Raw genomic sequence first — 18,945 nt, forward strand, 5'->3', positions numbered from 1 at the left:
CTATACTTATTAAAATTTCTGTTAATATAAAATAATAATTTTAAAAAATAAGTTTACAGCAACTTATTATTAATATTCCATACGGAATTAAATTACTAACATGATATAATGTATTAAATAATTTAGAGCCTTGCTAGAATAGCTGAGAAATAATACAAAATATTTAATTAAAATCAATATTTATCTGCATTAAAGTATACCATCGTAGATAGTTGACCCAACGCCAAACCTTAGTATCGAATTTACGTTCCCCTGCAACTACCTGCTCAAACTCCCTTAAAAAATCCTCTTTATTGATAAAAGGAATGTCTGGCGCATCGTTTATCCAAGTCTCAATAGCGTCACTCATACGTACTAACCATTCTGCTTCTGGAGTTTCAAAACCAATCTTATCCTTTCTGTCCAAATGGCTATCGGGAACTATGCCACGCATAGCTTCACGAAAGACATGCTTGGTTACACCTTTGTTGGAGATCAAATACTCCTCAGGTAGGCTTAATAAAAACTCAGCCATAGGCAACGTTAGGAAAGGAACACGGCTTTCAATAGAGAAAGCCATTGAGTTACGATCACCGTGACGCAATAATGAAGGAAGACCCTTGCTTTTAATAGCATCAGCCAAAGCTTCTCTAACTCGCTTTCCTTTGTTATCATCAGATAGATTCGCTCTAGCGATTTCGAGATTAACACCTCTATGCGCTAGGTAATCTAACTTTAACCCTGATAAATAAATATCACGACCAGCAGTTTTTTGAGCCAGATTATATAACCAATCAGGAAGTTTTAGACCTGCAAGGTTCTTCCATGCAGTATTATAACTCCTCCCAGGAAAGGTAGCCCAATTCCTCAAAAAAGAGTTTGCTTTAATTAAATTGCCAGTTTCTAAAATACTTAATAGCCTTCTACCTGGATAGCCATTGTAACCAGCTAGCAATTCATCTGCACCTTGACCATCTAAAGTGACTGTTATACCACTTTCTTTTGCTAACTTAAATACACGATATTGTGCATAGATACTTGTACCGCCAAAAGGCTCACCCTGCATCAGTAACATATTATCTAAATCTTTTTGCATTTCTGCTGAGTCTGAAACGACTTTATGTTCTATTGCTTTAACATCTGTGTTAATTAGATCCACCCATATTTCCTCAGAGATACGACTATCAGAGGCAATATAACTAAATGTATGAATTGGTATATTTGGTTCAAGATGACGAACTGCACACACAACAGCTGAAGAGTCTACGCCACCCGAAAGAGCGATACCTAATGGGACATCACTACGTAAATGTAGCTTTACACTATCTAAAAATAGTGTGCGTAATTTATCTTTTGCTTCATTAAAACTAAGCGTAGAAGTGTAACTTAGATCGGGGTGCCACCAAGTTTTAGGTTCAGTCATATTGCCAGTAGTTAGATTAAACTCCAAATAATGCCCTGGCATTACATGTTTGACTCCTTCAACAAACGTAATCTCAGTAGAGTCATAATCACCATGTACTAAATAATCATAAGCTCTTTGCAAATTAGGCTCGAAAGTAGTATTACGAAGTTTAAGTAATCCACGTATGTCAGAACCAAAGAAAACTTTTTTATCTTGGGGTGAGGTATAGAAAAAAGGCTTAATGCCAAAAGCATCTCTAACTAGAACTAATTTTTTAGCAGCCTTGTCAAACATAACAAATGAAAACATGCCAATGAATTTGGGTAAAGCTTCTAACCCCCAAGCTATCCAAGCATTTAAAAGCACCTCGGTATCAGAGTCAGTATTAAAATCAAATCCTAATATCAATAACTCATTTCGCAATTCTTTATAATTATAAATTTCACCATTGAAAACAAGGTGATAACGACCACATTTTGATATGAATGGTTGAGAAGCTTCATCACTTAAATCAATAATTGAAAGACGAGCATGACCTAAACCAACATAATAACTTTCAGATTGCTGCACAATAGTTAATTGCTTATCTGGTCCACGATACTTAATAGTATCAAGAGCATCAACTAAAAGTGCCTCATAATTACTTTCTGAAATAAATCCTAGAAATCCACACATCAATAATGCACCTTAATTTATGTATATAACTATCTATTTTAAGATATTTTTTTTATATTAGTGTTATGAGCTAATACGTTTTCATATAAGTTAAAAATTTGACTAGCTATAGCTTTTCTTGAGAATCGCTCCTCAAAATCTTCACGTATTATTTTCGGGTCGTAAGCTTCTAAGTTATTAGACATTTCGCGCATAGTGTTACTTAGGTCTTGTATATTACCAATATCAACAAGCTTTCCATTATTTTCATTTACTATAGATTCTGGCCCCCCACACCTAGTAGCAATTATTGGCTTTCCACATGCGATGGCTTCAGCGTAAACAACACCAAATGTTTCATGTCGCGAAGGCATTACATAAATATGGCATTGTTGAAAAAGATTTGGTACATCTACTCTATTTATATGGCCCAGCCATTTTATAAGCTTACATATACCTAATTCTTTGGCTTGAGCTTGATAAGTATGTAACATGGGACCTGACCCCCCTATGCGAAATTCAAAATGTTCTGCTGACGGATTCCATAAAGCAATAGCTTCAAGAAGATGATCGATTCCCTTTTGTGCGGTGATGCCACAAAGCGTGAAGAAAATAGTCTTTTTGGAAGTAGGCTTTTCTAAATTAAAGATTCGCTCATCAACTAGGTTAGGAATAACTTGGGGTCTTAAATAGCCAAATGATGCTATTCTATCTGCCAAGGATTTGCTTACAGCTATAGTAGTAGAAGCTTGATTAAAAGCTTGACTAATTTCAGGTATTGGGTAGTCGTTTTTCATTAAACTTGGAAAAGGAAAAGGACCCATATGTTCTGTAATGATATATGGTACATTGAACTCTCTAGATAAAATCGAAGCAATATAACCGGCCGGATAACTAACATGAGCATGTATTAAATCAATTTTTCCAAATTTTTTCTGTATTAGATCAAAGTTACGATGATTGACTTCAATTAATTGCTGAATTCCACCTAAAGGTAAACTTTTACTCCAATTCAATTTGGCATTAAATACTTCGTAAACATTATTCCGTTTGTTAATCAGATTTTTACGCTCAGTCCAAGCCCACCAAATCTTCTTAGGCCATTGCCAAGTTTCACGAACCGATAAAGCAGAAAATTCATGACCCCACTTGCTAACGAACAAGTTCACTTCTGGCTTAATAGCTACAATAGCTTCAGCTTGCTCTTGAGTGAAAATACCTGATAACGGGCTAGCTTTGTTCGGATACCAAGATGGAATAATCAATACATTCATAATTAATCTTTTAATTTGTACCAAGCTAAAGCTTGATATGAGGTTGTTTGAATAACTTCAAATACTACAAATAGTATTAGCCCTAAAAAAATATCATTCGTTAAAAATCCATAGTACAAACTTGCAGATCGCGTGATAAGCGAAAAAACACTAAATATTAGATTAAACTTATGCAATCCTAAAACTAAATAAGTCCCAGAGGTTGGAGATGAAACAAACATAAATAAAACCATAATAGCCAAAACAGAGGAGATACGACCAGCTTCTGACCAATTAGCGCCTAGTACTAAATTAAAAATATCATCGCCAAAAAATAAGATTATTGAGAGTGGAGGTATGCCTAAAACTAATAATATGGACCATGTTCTTATTAGTAAGCTTCTCGCTTCTTTTTTATTCGCTATAGCTATTGCGAAACGTTGTAGAAAAACCTGTCCAATAGCACTACCTATTAAGCTCATAGGCATCATTAGAAGCTTCCATGCCATACTAAATTGGCCCGCTAGTGCTTGTCCAAACCATATCGCAATAAGCAAAACAGGAAGCTGTAATGTTATAACATCAATTGCAGATGCAGGGAGTAAGTATTTTGGAACATCCCTATATTTATTCGCAACGAATTTTAAATATTTTTTATCCCAAATTTTTATTGCTGTACGGCCCAGTAGAAATGAGATCATACCAATTATCACAACGCCTAATATTTGCGACAAAATTAAACCGTTAGAATAGCCATTTAATGAAAACATTATTGCTAAGCCAGCTATTAAAAAACTTTGTGCTGATCTAACAAGAGCCATATAACTGTAGAGTTTATTTCTATTTAGCCAGTTCTGATTAATTGTAATTACTGAAAACACACCACCTAGTAGTAATGCTAGAGTATAAAAGATATTTTTACCATCTATACCTACTAAATTATAAATACTTACTGGTATTAATATACTAACAAGCGTAAAAAATAACGAAAATACTACAGCTAGCAATAAGCTTAATAAAACCAGTATTGCTGCTTCTTTTTCTTTTTTTGGAATTAGAATAGCTGTCTCATAACGCAAAGTTACAATTGTTGCTGTTATTCCTGAGATAGCGGAGAAAGTAGCTAGTAAACCAAAATCTTCAGGATCATAAAGACGCGATAAAATTGGTGTAGTCACAATCATGATTATTTGAGCAATAGCTGTCCCAATAGTTAAAACTATAACACTATGACTATAGCTACCTTTAGTGAACTTACTTGTTATTCTATCTACTTGAGTCTTAATCTGCAAAAACATAAATTTAGCTCTTCTTCATAAAACAACTCTATTTTAACTAGATATTATTGCTTTACAGATTTCTTTTTGGTTCTCGTATGTTATATAAGGATGCATAGGCAAACTCATTACCCGCTCAGCGACCGCATCACCTACTGGTAGTATTGCATTGCTATTCGCAACGGCAGGCTGTTTATTCAATGGAATAGGATAGTGTACGGCTGTAGGTATGCCTTGCTCTTTCAGCTTAGCTTGTATCTCGTCACGATTATCAACTTGAATCGTATATTGCGCCCACGCACTCTGATTGTATGCTTCGATAAAGGGCATCGTAGTAATACCAACATCAGTAAAAAGCTGATTGTACGTCTCCGCCACACGCTGACGTGCTTGCATCTCATCATCCAAGATTTCAAGCTTAGGAAGTAGTATCGCTGCTTGTAAGGTATCTAGCCGACTATTCACACCAATTCGGATATGGTGATAACGGCGATCTTGACCATGACGTGCTATTTGGCGTATTGCGGTCGCCAGCGTGTCATCATTGGTAAAGATAGCACCACCATCACCGTAGCAACCTAGCGGCTTACTAGGGAAAAAGCTGGTACAGGCAACTGTCGTTAAATTACAAGATTTTTTACCTTTATAGCTAGCGCCAAAGCTTTGTGCAGCGTCTTCAATGACCGGAATATTATGTTTCGCTGCGATAGCATTAATAGTGTCAAAATCTGCACACTGACCATAGAGGCTAACCCCAATAATGGCTTTGGTACGCAGCGTGATAGCTGTTTCAAGTTGCTTGACATCTAGATTATAAGTCTTTGGATTGATATCTACATAGATAGGTTTGGCACCTAGTACCGCGACCGTCTCTGCTGTCGCAATATAAGTAAATCCTGGCGTGATGACTTCGTCTCCAGGACCGATACCAAATGCCATTTGGGCGATTTGTAGCGCATCAGTACCATTGGCACAAGTAATACAGTACTTAGCACCTGTATATGCCGCTAGCTTTTCTTCAAGCTCATGTACTTCAGGACCTAAAATATACTGACCATGAGCTAATACCTTTTGGATATTGGCATTTAGTTTGTCTTTTATTCTGTCTTGTTGTGCGACCAGATCAATAAACTGCATAATAATCACCTGCTTGCGTTGAATTTTTCTTGTATGGAAGTCATGGTATGTTCATCAAGTCCGCTTTTCTCAACGCCTCTATCATTCTTTCCTATTTTCTTTGCTGGGTTGCCAGCATATATAGAGAAAGGCTCAACAACCAGCTTTTTAGTTATAACTGCCCCCATACCAATCATACAATAAGGCCAAATCTTTTGACGCTGATGAACAATACAGCCCATACCTAAGTTAGAGCCCTCCATGACCTCTACATGGCCTCCAAGCATTACGTGGCTAGATAGCGTGACTTTGTTCCCAATAATGACATCATGCGCCACATAAGCACCTTTCATCAAAAAACAGTCACTTCCAATATATGTGTTCCTGATAGTTCCAGCATCAATAGTCACATTTCCAGTAACTTTTGTACCTGAACCTATATGAACGGTATAAGGCGTTTCAGGAAACACAGATTTATCTTCGGGTGGATAGCCTATAATACAGTTAGGCCCTATATAAACATCATCTTCAATGACAACATCATCATGAATGACTGCTGAAGGATGTATGTGCACATTATTGTTCATCTTACTATCCTATCAATAGTTTTTTGACATTCGGATGTAGTCTAGACTCATCTGTAGTAGAATCTTTGGCATAACGGATATTTTCAACCGTTTTCACACCAAACCGTGCATCTTCTAAGCCATAGCCACGCCCTGCGAGGATTTCCTGATAAGAAATAGTATGCAAATCAGTAAAACCACCTGAAAACTCTATCTCATCCCCTTCAATATCAATGGAGCGATAAGTAGGTTGCTTTCCTTTAACACTTTCAGGTAAATCATTGGCATCAATCGACAAGAACCAACGTACACGAGCTTTGTCATACTCTAAATAGCCACCAGCTTTAGTCTCATCTGTATAGTAGACTTCACTCTCTACTAAATCACCGAATATAAAATGTAGCATGTCGAAGAAGTGCACGCCAATGTTCGTCGCTATACCGAAAGATTTATTTAAGTCACCTTTCCAACTTTCCAGATACCACTTACCTCTAGAAGTAATATACGTCAGCTCTACTTCATACTTTTCAGCACGATTTTCATTAGCGATTTTATCTTTTAATTCCAATATCGCATCATGATGACGAAGCTGTAGTATGTTATAGACTTTATGCCCTGTTTCTTTTTCAACAGCTATTAACTCATCAAGAGCCGCTTCAGTAGGTACCAATGGTTTTTCACATATCACATCTGCCCCCATTCTAAGACCAGCAGCAATATGCGAATAATGCAGATAATTGGGAGAACAAATTGAAACGATGTCAATTTTTTTGTCAGTATCGCGCTTAAGCTGATAACAATAATCGCTAAAACGTTCAAACTCTGTAAAGAACTCACTACTAGGAGAGATACTATCGATAATACCAACAGAATCATTGATATCATAAGCGACAGATAACTCATTATCAGTTTCTTTGATAGCTTTCATATGACGTGGAGCGATATAACCAGCTGCGCCTATCAGTGCAAATTTTTTCATTGTAATGTCCTTAAGTTTTTATAAGCGAATATCTGTTTCGCCTTCTTGGAATACATGCTTAACGTCGTAGACAACATGATTTGGTTTAGCTAACGCTCTAATTGCATCCACACCCATCTGCTTATATTTACTATGATCAACTGCAACCACGACGCCATCATAATAGCCCTTTTGCAATTCATCGATCAATTCAATACTGTAATGGTCACTTACTTCTTGCTTATCCGCCCAATCATCATAGACATCAACATTAATATTAAAGCTGTTTAGCTCTTTGATAATATCAATGACTTTGGTATTACGGGTATCAGGACAATCGCCTTTAAAGGTAAAACCAAGTACTAATACTTTTGCTTCATCGATGTGTATTTTACTACGCGCCAGTTTTTTGACCATTTGTGTAGCCACATACTGCCCCATACCGTCATTGATACGTCTACCAGCGAGAATAACTTCTGGTCGATAACCAACTTCTTGGGCTTTATGAGTCAGATAATAGGGATCCACACTAATACAGTGCCCACCAACCAAACCTGGCTTAAATTTAAGAAAATTCCATTTGCTACCTGCAGCATCCAATACCGCTTGCGTATCTATACCAATGATATTAAAGATTTTAGCAAACTCATTAACGATAGCGATATTTAAGTCGCGCTGCGTATTTTCAATGACCTTTGCAGCTTCAGCAACTTTAATGGATGTTGCGCGATAAGTACCAGCCGTAATAATAGAAGCATAAAGACTATCAATCAAATCAGCCGCCTCTGGTGTTGAGCCTGAAGTAATCTTAGTAATTTTAGTTAAGGTATTTACCTTATCTCCTGGATTGATACGTTCTGGGCTATATCCAACATGAAAGTCTTGATTAAATGTCAAACCAGATATTCTTTCTATGATAGGGATACAAACTTCTTCTGTCGCACCAGGATAAACCGTAGATTCGTAAACCACGATATCGCCAGCTTTTATGACTTTTCCTACCGCTTCCGAAGCACTTTCTAACGGCGTGAGATCTGGCGCGTTATTCTCATCAATCGGCGTCGGTACGGTGACAATGTAGAAGTTATAATCAGTAATATCATTTAATTCAGTAGTGAATTTTAATGAGCTAGCGGATTTGAGCTCTTCACTATTTACTTCAAGCGTCACATCAAAGCCATCTCTTAACTCTTGCACACGTTTAGTATTAATATCGAAACCAATCACTGGGCGATGCTTACCAAACTCAACCGCTAATGGCAAACCAACATAGCCAAGCCCAATAACTGCGATTTTTATATTCTTAATATCTAGCATAATTTTCCTTTGTTCTTCTAACTAATTTCAGTTGAAGAGTAGTATTTAGAGTGCTTATTAACAGCTATGCAGCTTTAGTTCCTTCTTTATATCCATCTACAAACTGTCTAAACTGCTGCTTTAGCCAAACAACATCAAATTGTTTTTGCTTTTCAGTCAGCTCAAACAGTACTGCTTCAATATCAGCTAATGGGAAGCTATGCTCTATCGCTTGCATGATAAGAGGATGATCAGTAGATTCAACATTATCTTCACCGATGATCAGCTCTTCATAGAGCTTTTCGCCAGCTCTGAGGCCAGTAAAAATTACCTCTATATCACCATTTGGATGTGCAGAATCCTTAACATCAAAACCACTTAAATGTATCATTCTATGCGCAAGATCAACAATCTTGACGGGCTCACCCATATCTAATACAAAGACTTCACCGCCAGATGCCATCGCGCCTGCTTGAATCACTAAATTCGCCGCCTCTGGGATGGTCATAAAGTAGCGAGTAACATCAGGATGGGTTACGGTGATAGGCAGACCTTTTTGGATTTGTTTGGTAAACACTGGTACGACAGAACCAGATGAACCCAATACATTGCCAAAGCGCACCATACTGATACAGGTTTGGCTATTTGTCTGACTTAGCGCTTGACAGACTAACTCTGCCAAGCGCTTGGAAGCACCCATAACATTGGTCGGGCGCACTGCTTTATCGGTCGAGATTAAAACAAACGTCTCAACATTTGCTTTGATGGCAGCGCGGGCACAATGATAGGTACCTTTGGTATTATTGATAACACCCTCAAAAGGATTATGCTCTACCATCGGGACGTGTTTATAAGCAGCCGCATGGTAGACTGTCTGTATACTATATAGCTTAAATATTCTTAGCAAATTGTCTTCATTTGTCACACTACCGATGACAGCGACAATTTCAAGGTTTTGATAAATGGGATCATTGGCTTGTTTTGCTATTAGCTCCTGATGAATACTGTAGAGTGCAAATTCAGATAGCTCATAAAGTACGATACATTTTGGCTGGTTCTTGATTACTTGCCGACATAATTCGCTACCAATAGAGCCACCAGCGCCCGTCACTAGTATGCACTTATCTTTAATATTCATCTGCAGTAGCTTTGCGTCTGGCTCGACGGTTTGCCTATCTAATACATCTAAGATATCGACTTTACGCATGCTGCTGACAGTGACTTTTTCATCAGCAATTTCTTCTAAGCTTGGTAGCTCTTTTATTTTAATAGCAATACCAGATAATTTATCGATAATCTGCCTTTTTTGCCCACGGCTTATAGAAGGAATCGCCAAAAAAACCTGCGCAATATCAAGCTCATCGACCAAACTGACCAACCTATCAGCAGGATAAATCTTTTTACCAAGTAAATAAGCGCCGGTGAGCTGCGGATCATCGTCAATATAGGCCACGACATTATACTTATGGGAGTTTTTCAGACCCTCTAACAGCTCTTTTCCTGCTTCCCCTGCCCCATAAATAACGACGTTATCATAGTCATCATACTTATGCTGTAGCCTTTGACCTTGCCATCTTGCTAGCAGCTCTCTAATCGTTAAGCGGCTATTCCATAGCCATATAAAAAACAGAAACAAATATAATATCGGCACTGCACGAGGGATGCCAGGTAGCAATTTAAAATATAAAACGGTTTGGGCAATGATGATGAGCACAAAGAAAAGCTGTAAGACGCTACCCATCATCGCATCAAAGAACCCTCTTGCCACGCCATTGTAAAACCCAATAGCATATAGGCATAATACGGGAACTAATGCACTGATACTTAATAACCACAAACTCACATTATGGTCTAGATATCCGTAGCGCGCAGCAATAGCAAAGAATAGACAAACCACTGACATAATAAAATCAGCTGTCATCAGTATACTGCGCTTGATACTTCGGGGTAGACCCAACAATATACTGGCAGTACGCTCGGCAAAATTATCAGACTGTACAGAAGAGACTTTATTTTTTTTCGTGATAGTTTTTGAATCTATTGGCATAACAGGCAACTATTTTGTTTAAATACTAATAAGCAAAGTAATATAATTTGATCTAAATACATCAGTTATTATTGCCATAAGCATAGCTATAGTGATAACTATATTTGCTCAAAATGCCTTGTTGTACATCATTTAAGACAATGCCATCTACTTTAATATTGGCTTTATTCATCTGATTGACAGCATATACCAATTGTCCCTCTATAGAGTCATCATATCGTGTCACCATCAGCACTTTATCAGCATGCTGCGCTAATATCATGGCGTCAGAGGCTGCTAATATCGGTGGTGAGTCGATAACGATATAATCATAATGAAGATTTAACTCTTTCATTAAGTGATCGAAGCTACCATTGGCTAATAGCGAAGCCGGATTGCGCGGATGTTCGCCCCGAGGCATAAAGTCAATATTATCAATACCTGTTGCATGGATAAAGCTTGCTAGATAACCAGACTCTTGGACAACATCGACTTTTACTAGCTGAGTCGTATCTCTCGATAGATGAGTCGTATCTTGGGTTAAATAATCGGCCAAACCGTTGTGTTGGTCCATATTAAATACTTTATGCAACTCACCCAGACGCATATCCGCATCTATGATTAAAGTTTTTTTATCCAACTGCGCAAATACTTCTGTTAAGTTAGACGAGATAAAAGACTTACCGACCCCCGGACTTTCACCAGTAATCAAGATAACTTTGGCACGCTGACCAGCTCGCCCTTTGCTTGGCATCCCAAACATCAGATTGGTTCTTAAACTCTTAATGGCTTCATAACTTAAGCTATTATTGTCCGCATAAGCGAGTAGCCGATTGGGTGATTTTTTCTTACCAAACCTTGTAAGCACTGGAGAACGAGGAATGGTTGCAATCACAGGTACACCTGTCTTAGCCTCAAGACGCTCAGGGTCTTTGACCACATTTCGAAGCATATTTTTAATAAGCACTAGCATCGTACCAAGCATCGTACCTAATAAAGTAGCCAATACCCAAATCAGCAGTTTTTTCGGCGCAATCGCTTTGAAGGTATTAATCGGTAGATCAATAATACGTGCATAACCAATTTGCCCAGCTCGAACAATTTTTAACTGTTCATAGTTTTTTAGTAAAGTTAAATATATTTCTCTATTAATAGCGGTATCAGCAGAGAGCTGTAAAAACTCTCTTTGTATTTCGGGCAACCCTAAAATAGTATCATCTATATCTTGCTTTCTATCGTTAAGCACTTTGAGCTGTTCATTGATCTGGATAACCAATGGATGCTCTTCGGTATAGTACGTAGTCAAATCAGCTTTTTTAAGCTTAAGCTCATTCAGCTGGACATCGATTTGCGAGTTTTCTGTTAACAATAACTCAGCTTCTTTACTAACATCAATCGTGCCATATTTTTTACGGAATCTATTAAATACTTCTTCAGACTCTTCCAATTTTTTCTTTAAAGTTGGAATCTGAGTTTCCATAAAATTAATAGTTTGAGTGGTTTCCTCAGAGCCGCGCGATTGGTTTTGATCTACATAAGATACAATAATTTGTTTTAATATTGATGTCACTTGCTGCTGATTAGGGCCTGTCATCGACATCTCAATGATGCCAGTTTGCTTACCTTTTTCAACTACAGAAAGCGCATTATTAATATCATTTGTTGTATTATGTAATGACTGCTTAGTAATATGAATAGGATATCCATCGGCTGGCAGATCATTTACTGTAATATGAATTTGGCCTTCTGTGCCTCTAAACTGATGCGCTTGACCAATCTTACCTTTAAAATCATCAAAGCCATTACTTAAGACAAACCCTGTCGCAGAGCGCGTTAAGGTAAATGTTTGATTTAGATAATCTTGTGAGACATTAAACTGACTGACTTGTATTTGACCGTCTTCTGTTTTAAGTGAAACCCCTTCAGGTTTATTGATCTGGGTAGGATTACTCCCTCTGGTCACCCGATCCATAAACCCAATATTAGGATCAGAAAGCTTAATACGCAGATGCAATAAATTGACAACGGGCTCTAATATCATACGAGATCTAATGAGCTCTGCCTCTGTTTGGGCTTTACTAGCTTCTGATCCTATTAGCTCAGAGATATCTGAGCCTAACGCTGAAATACCCTTTGACTGCTCATCTATTTGGATCAATGCATCTGATTGAAAAGTAGGGTTTACATACCGACTATACAAGATACCGACTATCAAACCCAAAACAGCAAAAAAGATGATTGTTTTCCAGCCACGCAAAATGGCAAAAAGTAGCGCCATTAAGTCGATTTCATCATTGTCTTCTTTAGCGGCAGAGTTTGATACATTCTTTGAATCTGTATTCATAACGGTATATTCATCACTTAAGGTAATCGTTTAGTATTGATCTTTTATAATAATTATTTATTTTCAGCAGTCATTTAGCTAATTTTGTCGGCCCATTGTTTTATACCTTCAACAATATCCTGATGTGCAGTCTCGAATGCACTCAGCTCATGCTGATAAGGATCGGCAATGTCTTTATTCATCCAATGACCAAGCTTAAAGGTTTTACCGCGGCAAAAAGGCCAGCGCTCTTCAATCCACTTGGTTTGACCGTCTGACATAGTAAAAATAAGATCCACTTTTTTCGCCAGTTGCTCATCAATTTGCTTCGCAATATGACTGGTAATATCAATCTGCTGCTTTGCCATAATTTCTATGGCTGCAGGATCAGCAGCATGCCCAACCAAAGCACCCACCCCAGCAGAGTCAATCGTTTTATTAGGAAAACGTTGCTTTAGAAGGGCTTCTGCCATTGGACTACGACAAATATTACCCACACATACAACAAGAATATGATCAAATGCCATGATAGTTATTACCTATTATTTATAAGCCCGAAAGAACACTAACTGCAGAAGTTGATGGTAATAACGCACTGATAACACGATTCCAACGCGTTAAGCCAGTAGGATCTACATAGATAATATCGTTGGCACGCATCTCAAAACGATTGGCAAGCGCAAAACTGGTAATCGTCTGCATATCCACATAGTAAATATCGGTTGTTCTTGTATTGAGGTTATCGCGGACGACATATACTTTAGCAGCATTTGCGGTATTAGAATCAAGACCTTTTGATTCGCCCAATACCTGTGCCAAACTAATGCCCTGCTCGCGGATAGGTACCGGCTCTACCTTGCCAAATTCTCCTAGAACATAGACTTTGTTACGGTCTTGACTATTAACGTGGATTGAATCGCCATCTTGAAGATAGATTTGGTTGGCAGAACTGCCTAGTTGACGTAAAGATTGTAAGCCAAGATTGTAGCTTACACCTCTACGGTTAAACACGATATTGTTTGAATCAGCGGTCGGTGTTGCACCACCAGCCATAGAAATCGCACTGTATAACGAAACTGGTGCATCATTAATTGCAAATTCACCAGGCTGCTTAACTTCACCATCAATAAAAAACTTGTTACCACGGTAGTTAACAATCTTAACTTGTGGATCTGAATATTTAAGATAACGCTGTAACTGTTTTTGTAAATTGGCCGTAAATTGCGGCACACTCATACCACTGGCTTTAATACGTCCAACCAGTGGAAATTGAACAAATCCTTGCTGATCAACAGGAAAGCCTGATGCATAAGGATTACTACTATCTCCAGAGGCAGCAGGAGCTATGTTAGGATAGCCAGTAAGTACAATACTTAAAATATCTCCTTCAGAGATACGATATTCTGCTCGACTAGAGTTCCTTATTAGCTGATTTAAATTGCTGCTTGGCAGTACTGCTTGTTTTGGAGGTAACGTCGCTAGGTTTAGCGGCTGAATATTAAAATGCAGACCATTTTCAGCGATAAATGTACCACTTGGTGGCAGCTCACCTGCTTGCAGCCCAGCATTGATACTAGAGCACCCTGAAACCATACTAACTATCAATAGACACGTTATACCTAGTAACTTTGATGGATTAAAAAACATAAAAAGACCTTTATAAATCATAGATATAAGGAGTGTCTAGCATTGCAGAATCAGACAGCCATACTAAAAAGATACATCATGTATAAAAAAACAAAACCATAATAACATAGGTGGTTAAATTTTGAACCAAAATGATATGTTTTCAATAAAAATCTCGTTTAACTGATGAACAGTATATATGGCAAATTCCTTATACTCATTAGTATTTGCAGCATATTCATTGGCCATATAGATTATAAAAAAACATCTTCTCAATTATTTGAATAAGCGATTTGGGTCGACAAATGATATGAAAATTATTCAACTTATATAGATATGAAATTAAGAATAATCGTAACATAATCTCTATCACTGTTATAAATAGCGTATAATATGCAGTCCAATTTTATACATTGAGAAATGTAAAGCCACCGATTCAAGGAAATCGTTATGAAAGATGAAAAATTACAGAAAGCACTGGCCCGTATGGGACTTGGTTCGCGTCGTCAGATGGAAGAAGTGATTAAGGCAGGTCGTGTCACGGTCAATAATGGTCCAGCGACTATCGGTGATCGCGTTGAGCAAGGCGATGAGATTCGTGTTGATGGTCGTCAGATCAAATATACCGCTGAAAATGAAAAACGTCGCCGTGTTTTGGCTTATTATAAGCCTGAAGGTGAGGTCTGCTCAGCGAATGATCCAGAAGGTCGTCCGACTGTATTTGAGCGTTTGCCAAAGCTCACTCATGACCGCTGGGTAATGGTTGGACGTTTGGATATTAATTCGACAGGTCTATTATTATTTACCAACGATGGCGAGATGGCGCATCGCTTGATGCATCCATCTAGCGAAGTCACTCGTGAATATGCCGTACGTGTATTGGGTGAAGTTACCCCAGATATGGCACGCGCGATGACCACAGGTGTCATGTTAGAAGATGGTTTGGCCAAATTCGATGATATCAAAGAAGGCGGCGGCGAAGGGGTGAACAAGTGGCATCATGTGCAGCTTAAAGAAGGTCGTAACCGAGAAGTTCGTCGTTTATTTGAATCTCAAGGTCTTAAAGTCAGCCGCCTGTTACGTACGAGCTATGGCAATATTGCACTACCAAAAGAGCTACGTACAGGTCGCTTTTTAGAGCTTGATAGAAAAGATATTAACACCTTAACAGACCTAGTGAACTTGCGCCCGCGTTATGTTACAGGTCTACATGGCGCTGCTAAAGAAAAGCAAGAGCGTATCAAGAATAAACCGCTAAAAGCACGTCGTACTACTGACAGTCGTAGCGATAACCGCAGTGGTAGCGACAATCGTAATAGTAGTGCCAAACCAAAAACTAGTGGTAGTCCTGCTAGTCGCGGCACCCGTAATACTCGTGACCGCAGCGATAAGCGCTAATCTGTTTTAGATTTAGTGTCATCAATAAAAAGCTGCCAATGATATATAATCATTGGCAGCTTTTTATTGACTGGTATTAGTTCATATTTTCTAATGACTGACATCTTAGCGATTATGACTATCCATATAGCGCTTCATCACCCGCATATCTTGTAATTGCTGCTGCTCTAGTTGCTCTGACAAACTGTTTAAACGCTGTTCAATAGTATCTAATACCTCTTGCAGCAACTTGCCGGCCTCATCCCGTGATTGATTATTAACGCTTTTAGCATTTGACTTGATAATTGTCAGTTGATAATAACTGCTGAGTAGTTCAGGCAACCGTGTCTGTAGCATTTTATGCAATACGAACTGTGCTTCGCTAATTGCAGGCGTCTTTTCTTGTGATTTTAGCTCTAGCTGATAGCAATAATAATTGGCTACCTTTTCATCGATACACTGCAGCTGGCGCAGCTGACTATCGGCTAAAGTATTAAGATGCTTTTTATTAAGATCTAGTCGTTGCCAGCTAATGCTTGCTAGCGATAATGGTGCATTGACATCTTGATAAACAAGTACGCCTGGCGTAATGCCAACCGCTTTATGAAAAGCATGCCAGCCTTTTCTACCTAGATAGAAGATGCTCACTGACGTTATGATACCAACGCCTATTAATACACTCATAGCCATTTACTCTTAATTGTTCAGCCGTCATGGATTCTCTTAATTATTCACGACTGTCTATCTAATCTCTTTATCAACCATATCGTCCGCAAGATTTTCAATTATCTCTATTTTATCAGCATGGTCAAGTAACTGCGTCTCTGTATCTATGTCAGGGTTGTCAAAACGCTGCTGTAGATATCGATTGGTTGCTAAGAGCTTTTGTCCATCTTGATGGTATGAAGCATTAAGTAATGCATCAAACTGGGTATTGATAGTGGCCAATATGTCCAACAGTGCTTCTTTGCCCGTGACATCAGAATGTTTAATTTTTGTGGTATCAGCAAGCGCGCTATCCCCCACATCTAAGTCATGTAAGCGGCGATAATCGGCTACTGCCTGCGGTACATGTTTATCCATCAGATTTTGAATGGTGATATAGGTTTCACTCACTGTATCTTTATCATCTATCTTGCCATCATTATTGGTATCACCATACATAAGGCGTAGCTTTTCACCTTTTGCATTAATTTGGCTAAGGGCAGCTTTGACGTCAGCAGGCAAGCTTTTCTCAGGAATATAACCCAATTGCGGCAGCGCTTTATAGGCTAGCATTTTAGGTGCGGTTACTTTTTTGATGCCACGGTAGCCTAAATACAGACCCGCTGCGGGGAGTACCCCATATAAAACAAACATGACAAGCATGGCAGTGATTTGGGTCATAACATCCTCCTTCCTATCCAATCTTATTCATTGGCAAATTTATTATTGTTCTAGATAATACTTAAGGGTTATTAAACAAAAAAATAGGGCTCTATTAAAGCCCTATATTGTTAGTCGCTGCTAAATAATATGGATATATTATCTGACAACGTGGAGCTTGCCTCTAATTTTGTGTACGGCTTTTGACATAACGATGGGTTGAGGCCAGACGATTCATCACTATTTGATGCAGCTCCTCTAACAATTCATCAAGCTCATAATCAATCTCTAAAAACAGATCTGTGAGCATATCACCTGCGGTCATTTTACCCTGTACCACATTGTTCTTCGTGCGATGGGGACTAAAGCGCTGCAACTGCTCGTAATGATGTAAGGCTTCAGGGATACTCTCTGATATCAGCTTATCAATGACAAATTGACGCTCATTATGTTGCTGCTGCTGCTCCTCATTAAGCTCGCTACTCCATTCACGGTAACGTTTTAATTTGCCATTGATTCTATCTAAAATAGCAACTGCTTCAATGGGCATGGCATTTAGCGTGGCGTCATCAACCACATTCACAAGCTCAGTCATAATCGGACAGCGTCCATGTTTAAGATACCATAAGGTATCTGGGTCAAAAGGTGGTCTGTTACTCGGTCGCATGTGGGCACGATTGGACAAATAACGATCAGTCAATGGGGTTGGCGTGCGAATATCAGACACTTGCGCTAAGGCATCACAAATACGCTCGGTACGCTGTGGCTCACTGAGGGTAGAGCTGTTATCTGTAGAGGCATTAGCGGATTGATGGTTATTTTTGCTAGCCGTATTTGTGGTAGTCGTAAGTTTATTGGCAGCCGCCTGCTGAGCATTTTTGGCAGCAGCAGCTGGCATATCATCTTGTGCTTGCCCAAATGACTGTAGCATTCTTGTCAAACTTATGACCATGACTTACTGTGCTCCTCGCCCATTTACCGATTGCATTCGACCATTCAATCCCTTATCTTAACAGCTTTTTGCGGCGCTGCCAGTAAGCAAACGTCAGCGTTTCCTAAAGGTTAAAATCATCATTATGAATATCGCCGATTACAGTTCTGGTTTTTTACTTGGCTTATCCCTGATTATCGCTATTGGTTCACAAAACGCCTTTGTCCTTAAACAAGGGTTAAAACGCGAGCACATATTTTTTGTCTGCCTATTCTGCGCAGTCAGTGATGCGTTATTGATTTCAGCGGGGGTGGGTGGTTTTGGGGCAGTAACGGCACGCTACCCGCAAGTGGTCAATATGGCAAAGGTCGCAGGCGTCATATTCTTATTGGGTTATGGACTACAAAGCTTATATGCCAGTGTACGTTTCTCGCATGCGCTCACGGTCGACGGACACGTCGTCACCAGTCTAAAAAAGGCGTTGTTGCTATGCTTTGGTTTTACGTGGCTCAATCCACATGTCTACTTAGATACCTTGGTGCTGGTCGGTATGGTTTCAACGGGTGCGAGTAGTAAGCTTGCATTTACAGTCGGAGCAGTCAGCGCTTCATTCTTTTTCTTTTTTGCGCTCGGCTATGGTGCACGGTTACTCAAGCCCTTATTTGCCAAACCAAAAGCGTGGAATATCCTTGATGCTTTGGTCGGCATATTGATGCTCTATTTGGCTTGGCATTTATACCAAAGCTAAACTACAAATTTCTACTTAAGAGCCTTTAAGTAAAATAAATACGCT

The 18,945-nt window shown here is 38.8% G+C and carries 16 protein-coding genes; 2 read left to right on the forward strand and 14 right to left on the reverse strand.

Annotated elements, in window-relative coordinates:
• Positions 1-163: 163 nt before the first annotated feature.
• The 11 genes from asnB to ABYU67_RS04290 form a co-directional block, all read right to left on the reverse strand.
• A complete protein-coding gene (gene asnB, locus ABYU67_RS04240) occupies positions 164-2,059 on the reverse strand; it encodes an asparagine synthase (glutamine-hydrolyzing) (RefSeq protein WP_372843766.1) in 1,896 nt (631 codons plus the stop codon).
• A 38-nt stretch (positions 2,060-2,097) separates the two neighbouring features.
• A complete protein-coding gene (locus ABYU67_RS04245) occupies positions 2,098-3,312 on the reverse strand; it encodes a glycosyltransferase (RefSeq protein ID WP_372843767.1) in 1,215 nt (404 codons plus the stop codon).
• A gap of 2 nt (positions 3,313-3,314) precedes the next feature.
• Positions 3,315-4,589 carry a lipopolysaccharide biosynthesis protein gene (locus ABYU67_RS04250; protein WP_372843768.1) on the reverse strand — a complete coding sequence of 425 codons (1,275 nt, stop codon included), beginning with the start codon at positions 4,587-4,589 and terminating at the stop codon, positions 3,315-3,317.
• A 33-nt stretch (positions 4,590-4,622) separates the two neighbouring features.
• Positions 4,623-5,708 carry a DegT/DnrJ/EryC1/StrS family aminotransferase gene (locus tag ABYU67_RS04255; RefSeq protein ID WP_372843821.1) on the reverse strand — a complete coding sequence of 362 codons (1,086 nt, stop codon included), beginning with the start codon at positions 5,706-5,708 and terminating at the stop codon, positions 4,623-4,625.
• A gap of 2 nt (positions 5,709-5,710) precedes the next feature.
• Entirely contained in the window at positions 5,711-6,271 is a 561-nt protein-coding gene (locus tag ABYU67_RS04260) for a hypothetical protein (protein WP_372843769.1), read from the reverse strand.
• Positions 6,272-6,275: 4 nt separating this feature from the next.
• A complete protein-coding gene (locus ABYU67_RS04265; protein ID WP_372843770.1) occupies positions 6,276-7,229 on the reverse strand; it encodes a Gfo/Idh/MocA family protein in 954 nt (317 codons plus the stop codon).
• A gap of 18 nt (positions 7,230-7,247) precedes the next feature.
• Positions 7,248-8,525 carry a Vi polysaccharide biosynthesis UDP-N-acetylglucosamine C-6 dehydrogenase TviB gene (gene tviB / locus ABYU67_RS04270; protein WP_372843771.1) on the reverse strand — a complete coding sequence of 426 codons (1,278 nt, stop codon included), beginning with the start codon at positions 8,523-8,525 and terminating at the stop codon, positions 7,248-7,250.
• A gap of 64 nt (positions 8,526-8,589) precedes the next feature.
• The gene (locus ABYU67_RS04275) at positions 8,590-10,551 is read right to left on the reverse strand and encodes a polysaccharide biosynthesis protein (protein WP_372843772.1); all 1,962 of its coding nucleotides are present in this window, start codon (positions 10,549-10,551) and stop codon (positions 8,590-8,592) included.
• A 61-nt stretch (positions 10,552-10,612) separates the two neighbouring features.
• On the reverse strand, positions 10,613-12,874 hold the full coding sequence (locus ABYU67_RS04280) for a polysaccharide biosynthesis tyrosine autokinase (RefSeq protein ID WP_372843773.1): 2,262 nt from the start codon (positions 12,872-12,874) through the stop codon (positions 10,613-10,615).
• Positions 12,875-12,948: 74 nt separating this feature from the next.
• Positions 12,949-13,380, reverse strand: a complete 432-nt coding sequence (locus ABYU67_RS04285) for a low molecular weight protein-tyrosine-phosphatase (RefSeq protein ID WP_372843774.1) — start codon at positions 13,378-13,380, stop codon at positions 12,949-12,951.
• A 19-nt stretch (positions 13,381-13,399) separates the two neighbouring features.
• Positions 13,400-14,500, reverse strand: a complete 1,101-nt coding sequence (locus ABYU67_RS04290; RefSeq protein WP_372843775.1) for a polysaccharide biosynthesis/export family protein — start codon at positions 14,498-14,500, stop codon at positions 13,400-13,402.
• Positions 14,501-14,929: 429 nt separating this feature from the next.
• On the opposite strand from ABYU67_RS04290, the gene rluB reads away from it, so the two are divergent.
• Positions 14,930-15,877: a 23S rRNA pseudouridine(2605) synthase RluB gene (gene rluB, locus ABYU67_RS04295; RefSeq protein WP_372843776.1), complete on the forward strand. Its 948-nt coding sequence runs from the start codon at positions 14,930-14,932 to the stop codon at positions 15,875-15,877.
• A 105-nt stretch (positions 15,878-15,982) separates the two neighbouring features.
• Here rluB and ABYU67_RS04300 read toward each other — a convergent pair whose 3' ends face one another.
• The 3 genes from ABYU67_RS04300 to ABYU67_RS04310 form a co-directional block, all read right to left on the reverse strand.
• On the reverse strand, positions 15,983-16,540 hold the full coding sequence (locus tag ABYU67_RS04300) for a hypothetical protein (RefSeq protein ID WP_372843777.1): 558 nt from the start codon (positions 16,538-16,540) through the stop codon (positions 15,983-15,985).
• 57 nt (positions 16,541-16,597) lie between these two features.
• Positions 16,598-17,242, reverse strand: coding sequence for a hypothetical protein (locus tag ABYU67_RS04305; protein WP_372843778.1), 645 nt, complete (start codon positions 17,240-17,242; stop codon positions 16,598-16,600).
• Positions 17,243-17,405: 163 nt separating this feature from the next.
• Positions 17,406-18,152 (reverse strand): hypothetical protein, encoded by a 747-nt coding sequence (locus ABYU67_RS04310; protein WP_372843822.1) that lies wholly within the window; start codon positions 18,150-18,152, stop codon positions 17,406-17,408.
• A 145-nt stretch (positions 18,153-18,297) separates the two neighbouring features.
• Here ABYU67_RS04310 and ABYU67_RS04315 point away from each other — a divergent pair, with 145 nt between their 5' ends.
• The gene (locus ABYU67_RS04315; protein ID WP_372843779.1) at positions 18,298-18,900 is read left to right on the forward strand and encodes a LysE/ArgO family amino acid transporter; all 603 of its coding nucleotides are present in this window, start codon (positions 18,298-18,300) and stop codon (positions 18,898-18,900) included.
• Positions 18,901-18,945: the final 45 nt, after the last annotated feature.

The sequence above is a fragment of the Psychrobacter sp. genome, assembly GCF_041554015.1.
Lineage (GTDB): Bacteria > Pseudomonadota > Gammaproteobacteria > Pseudomonadales > Moraxellaceae > Psychrobacter.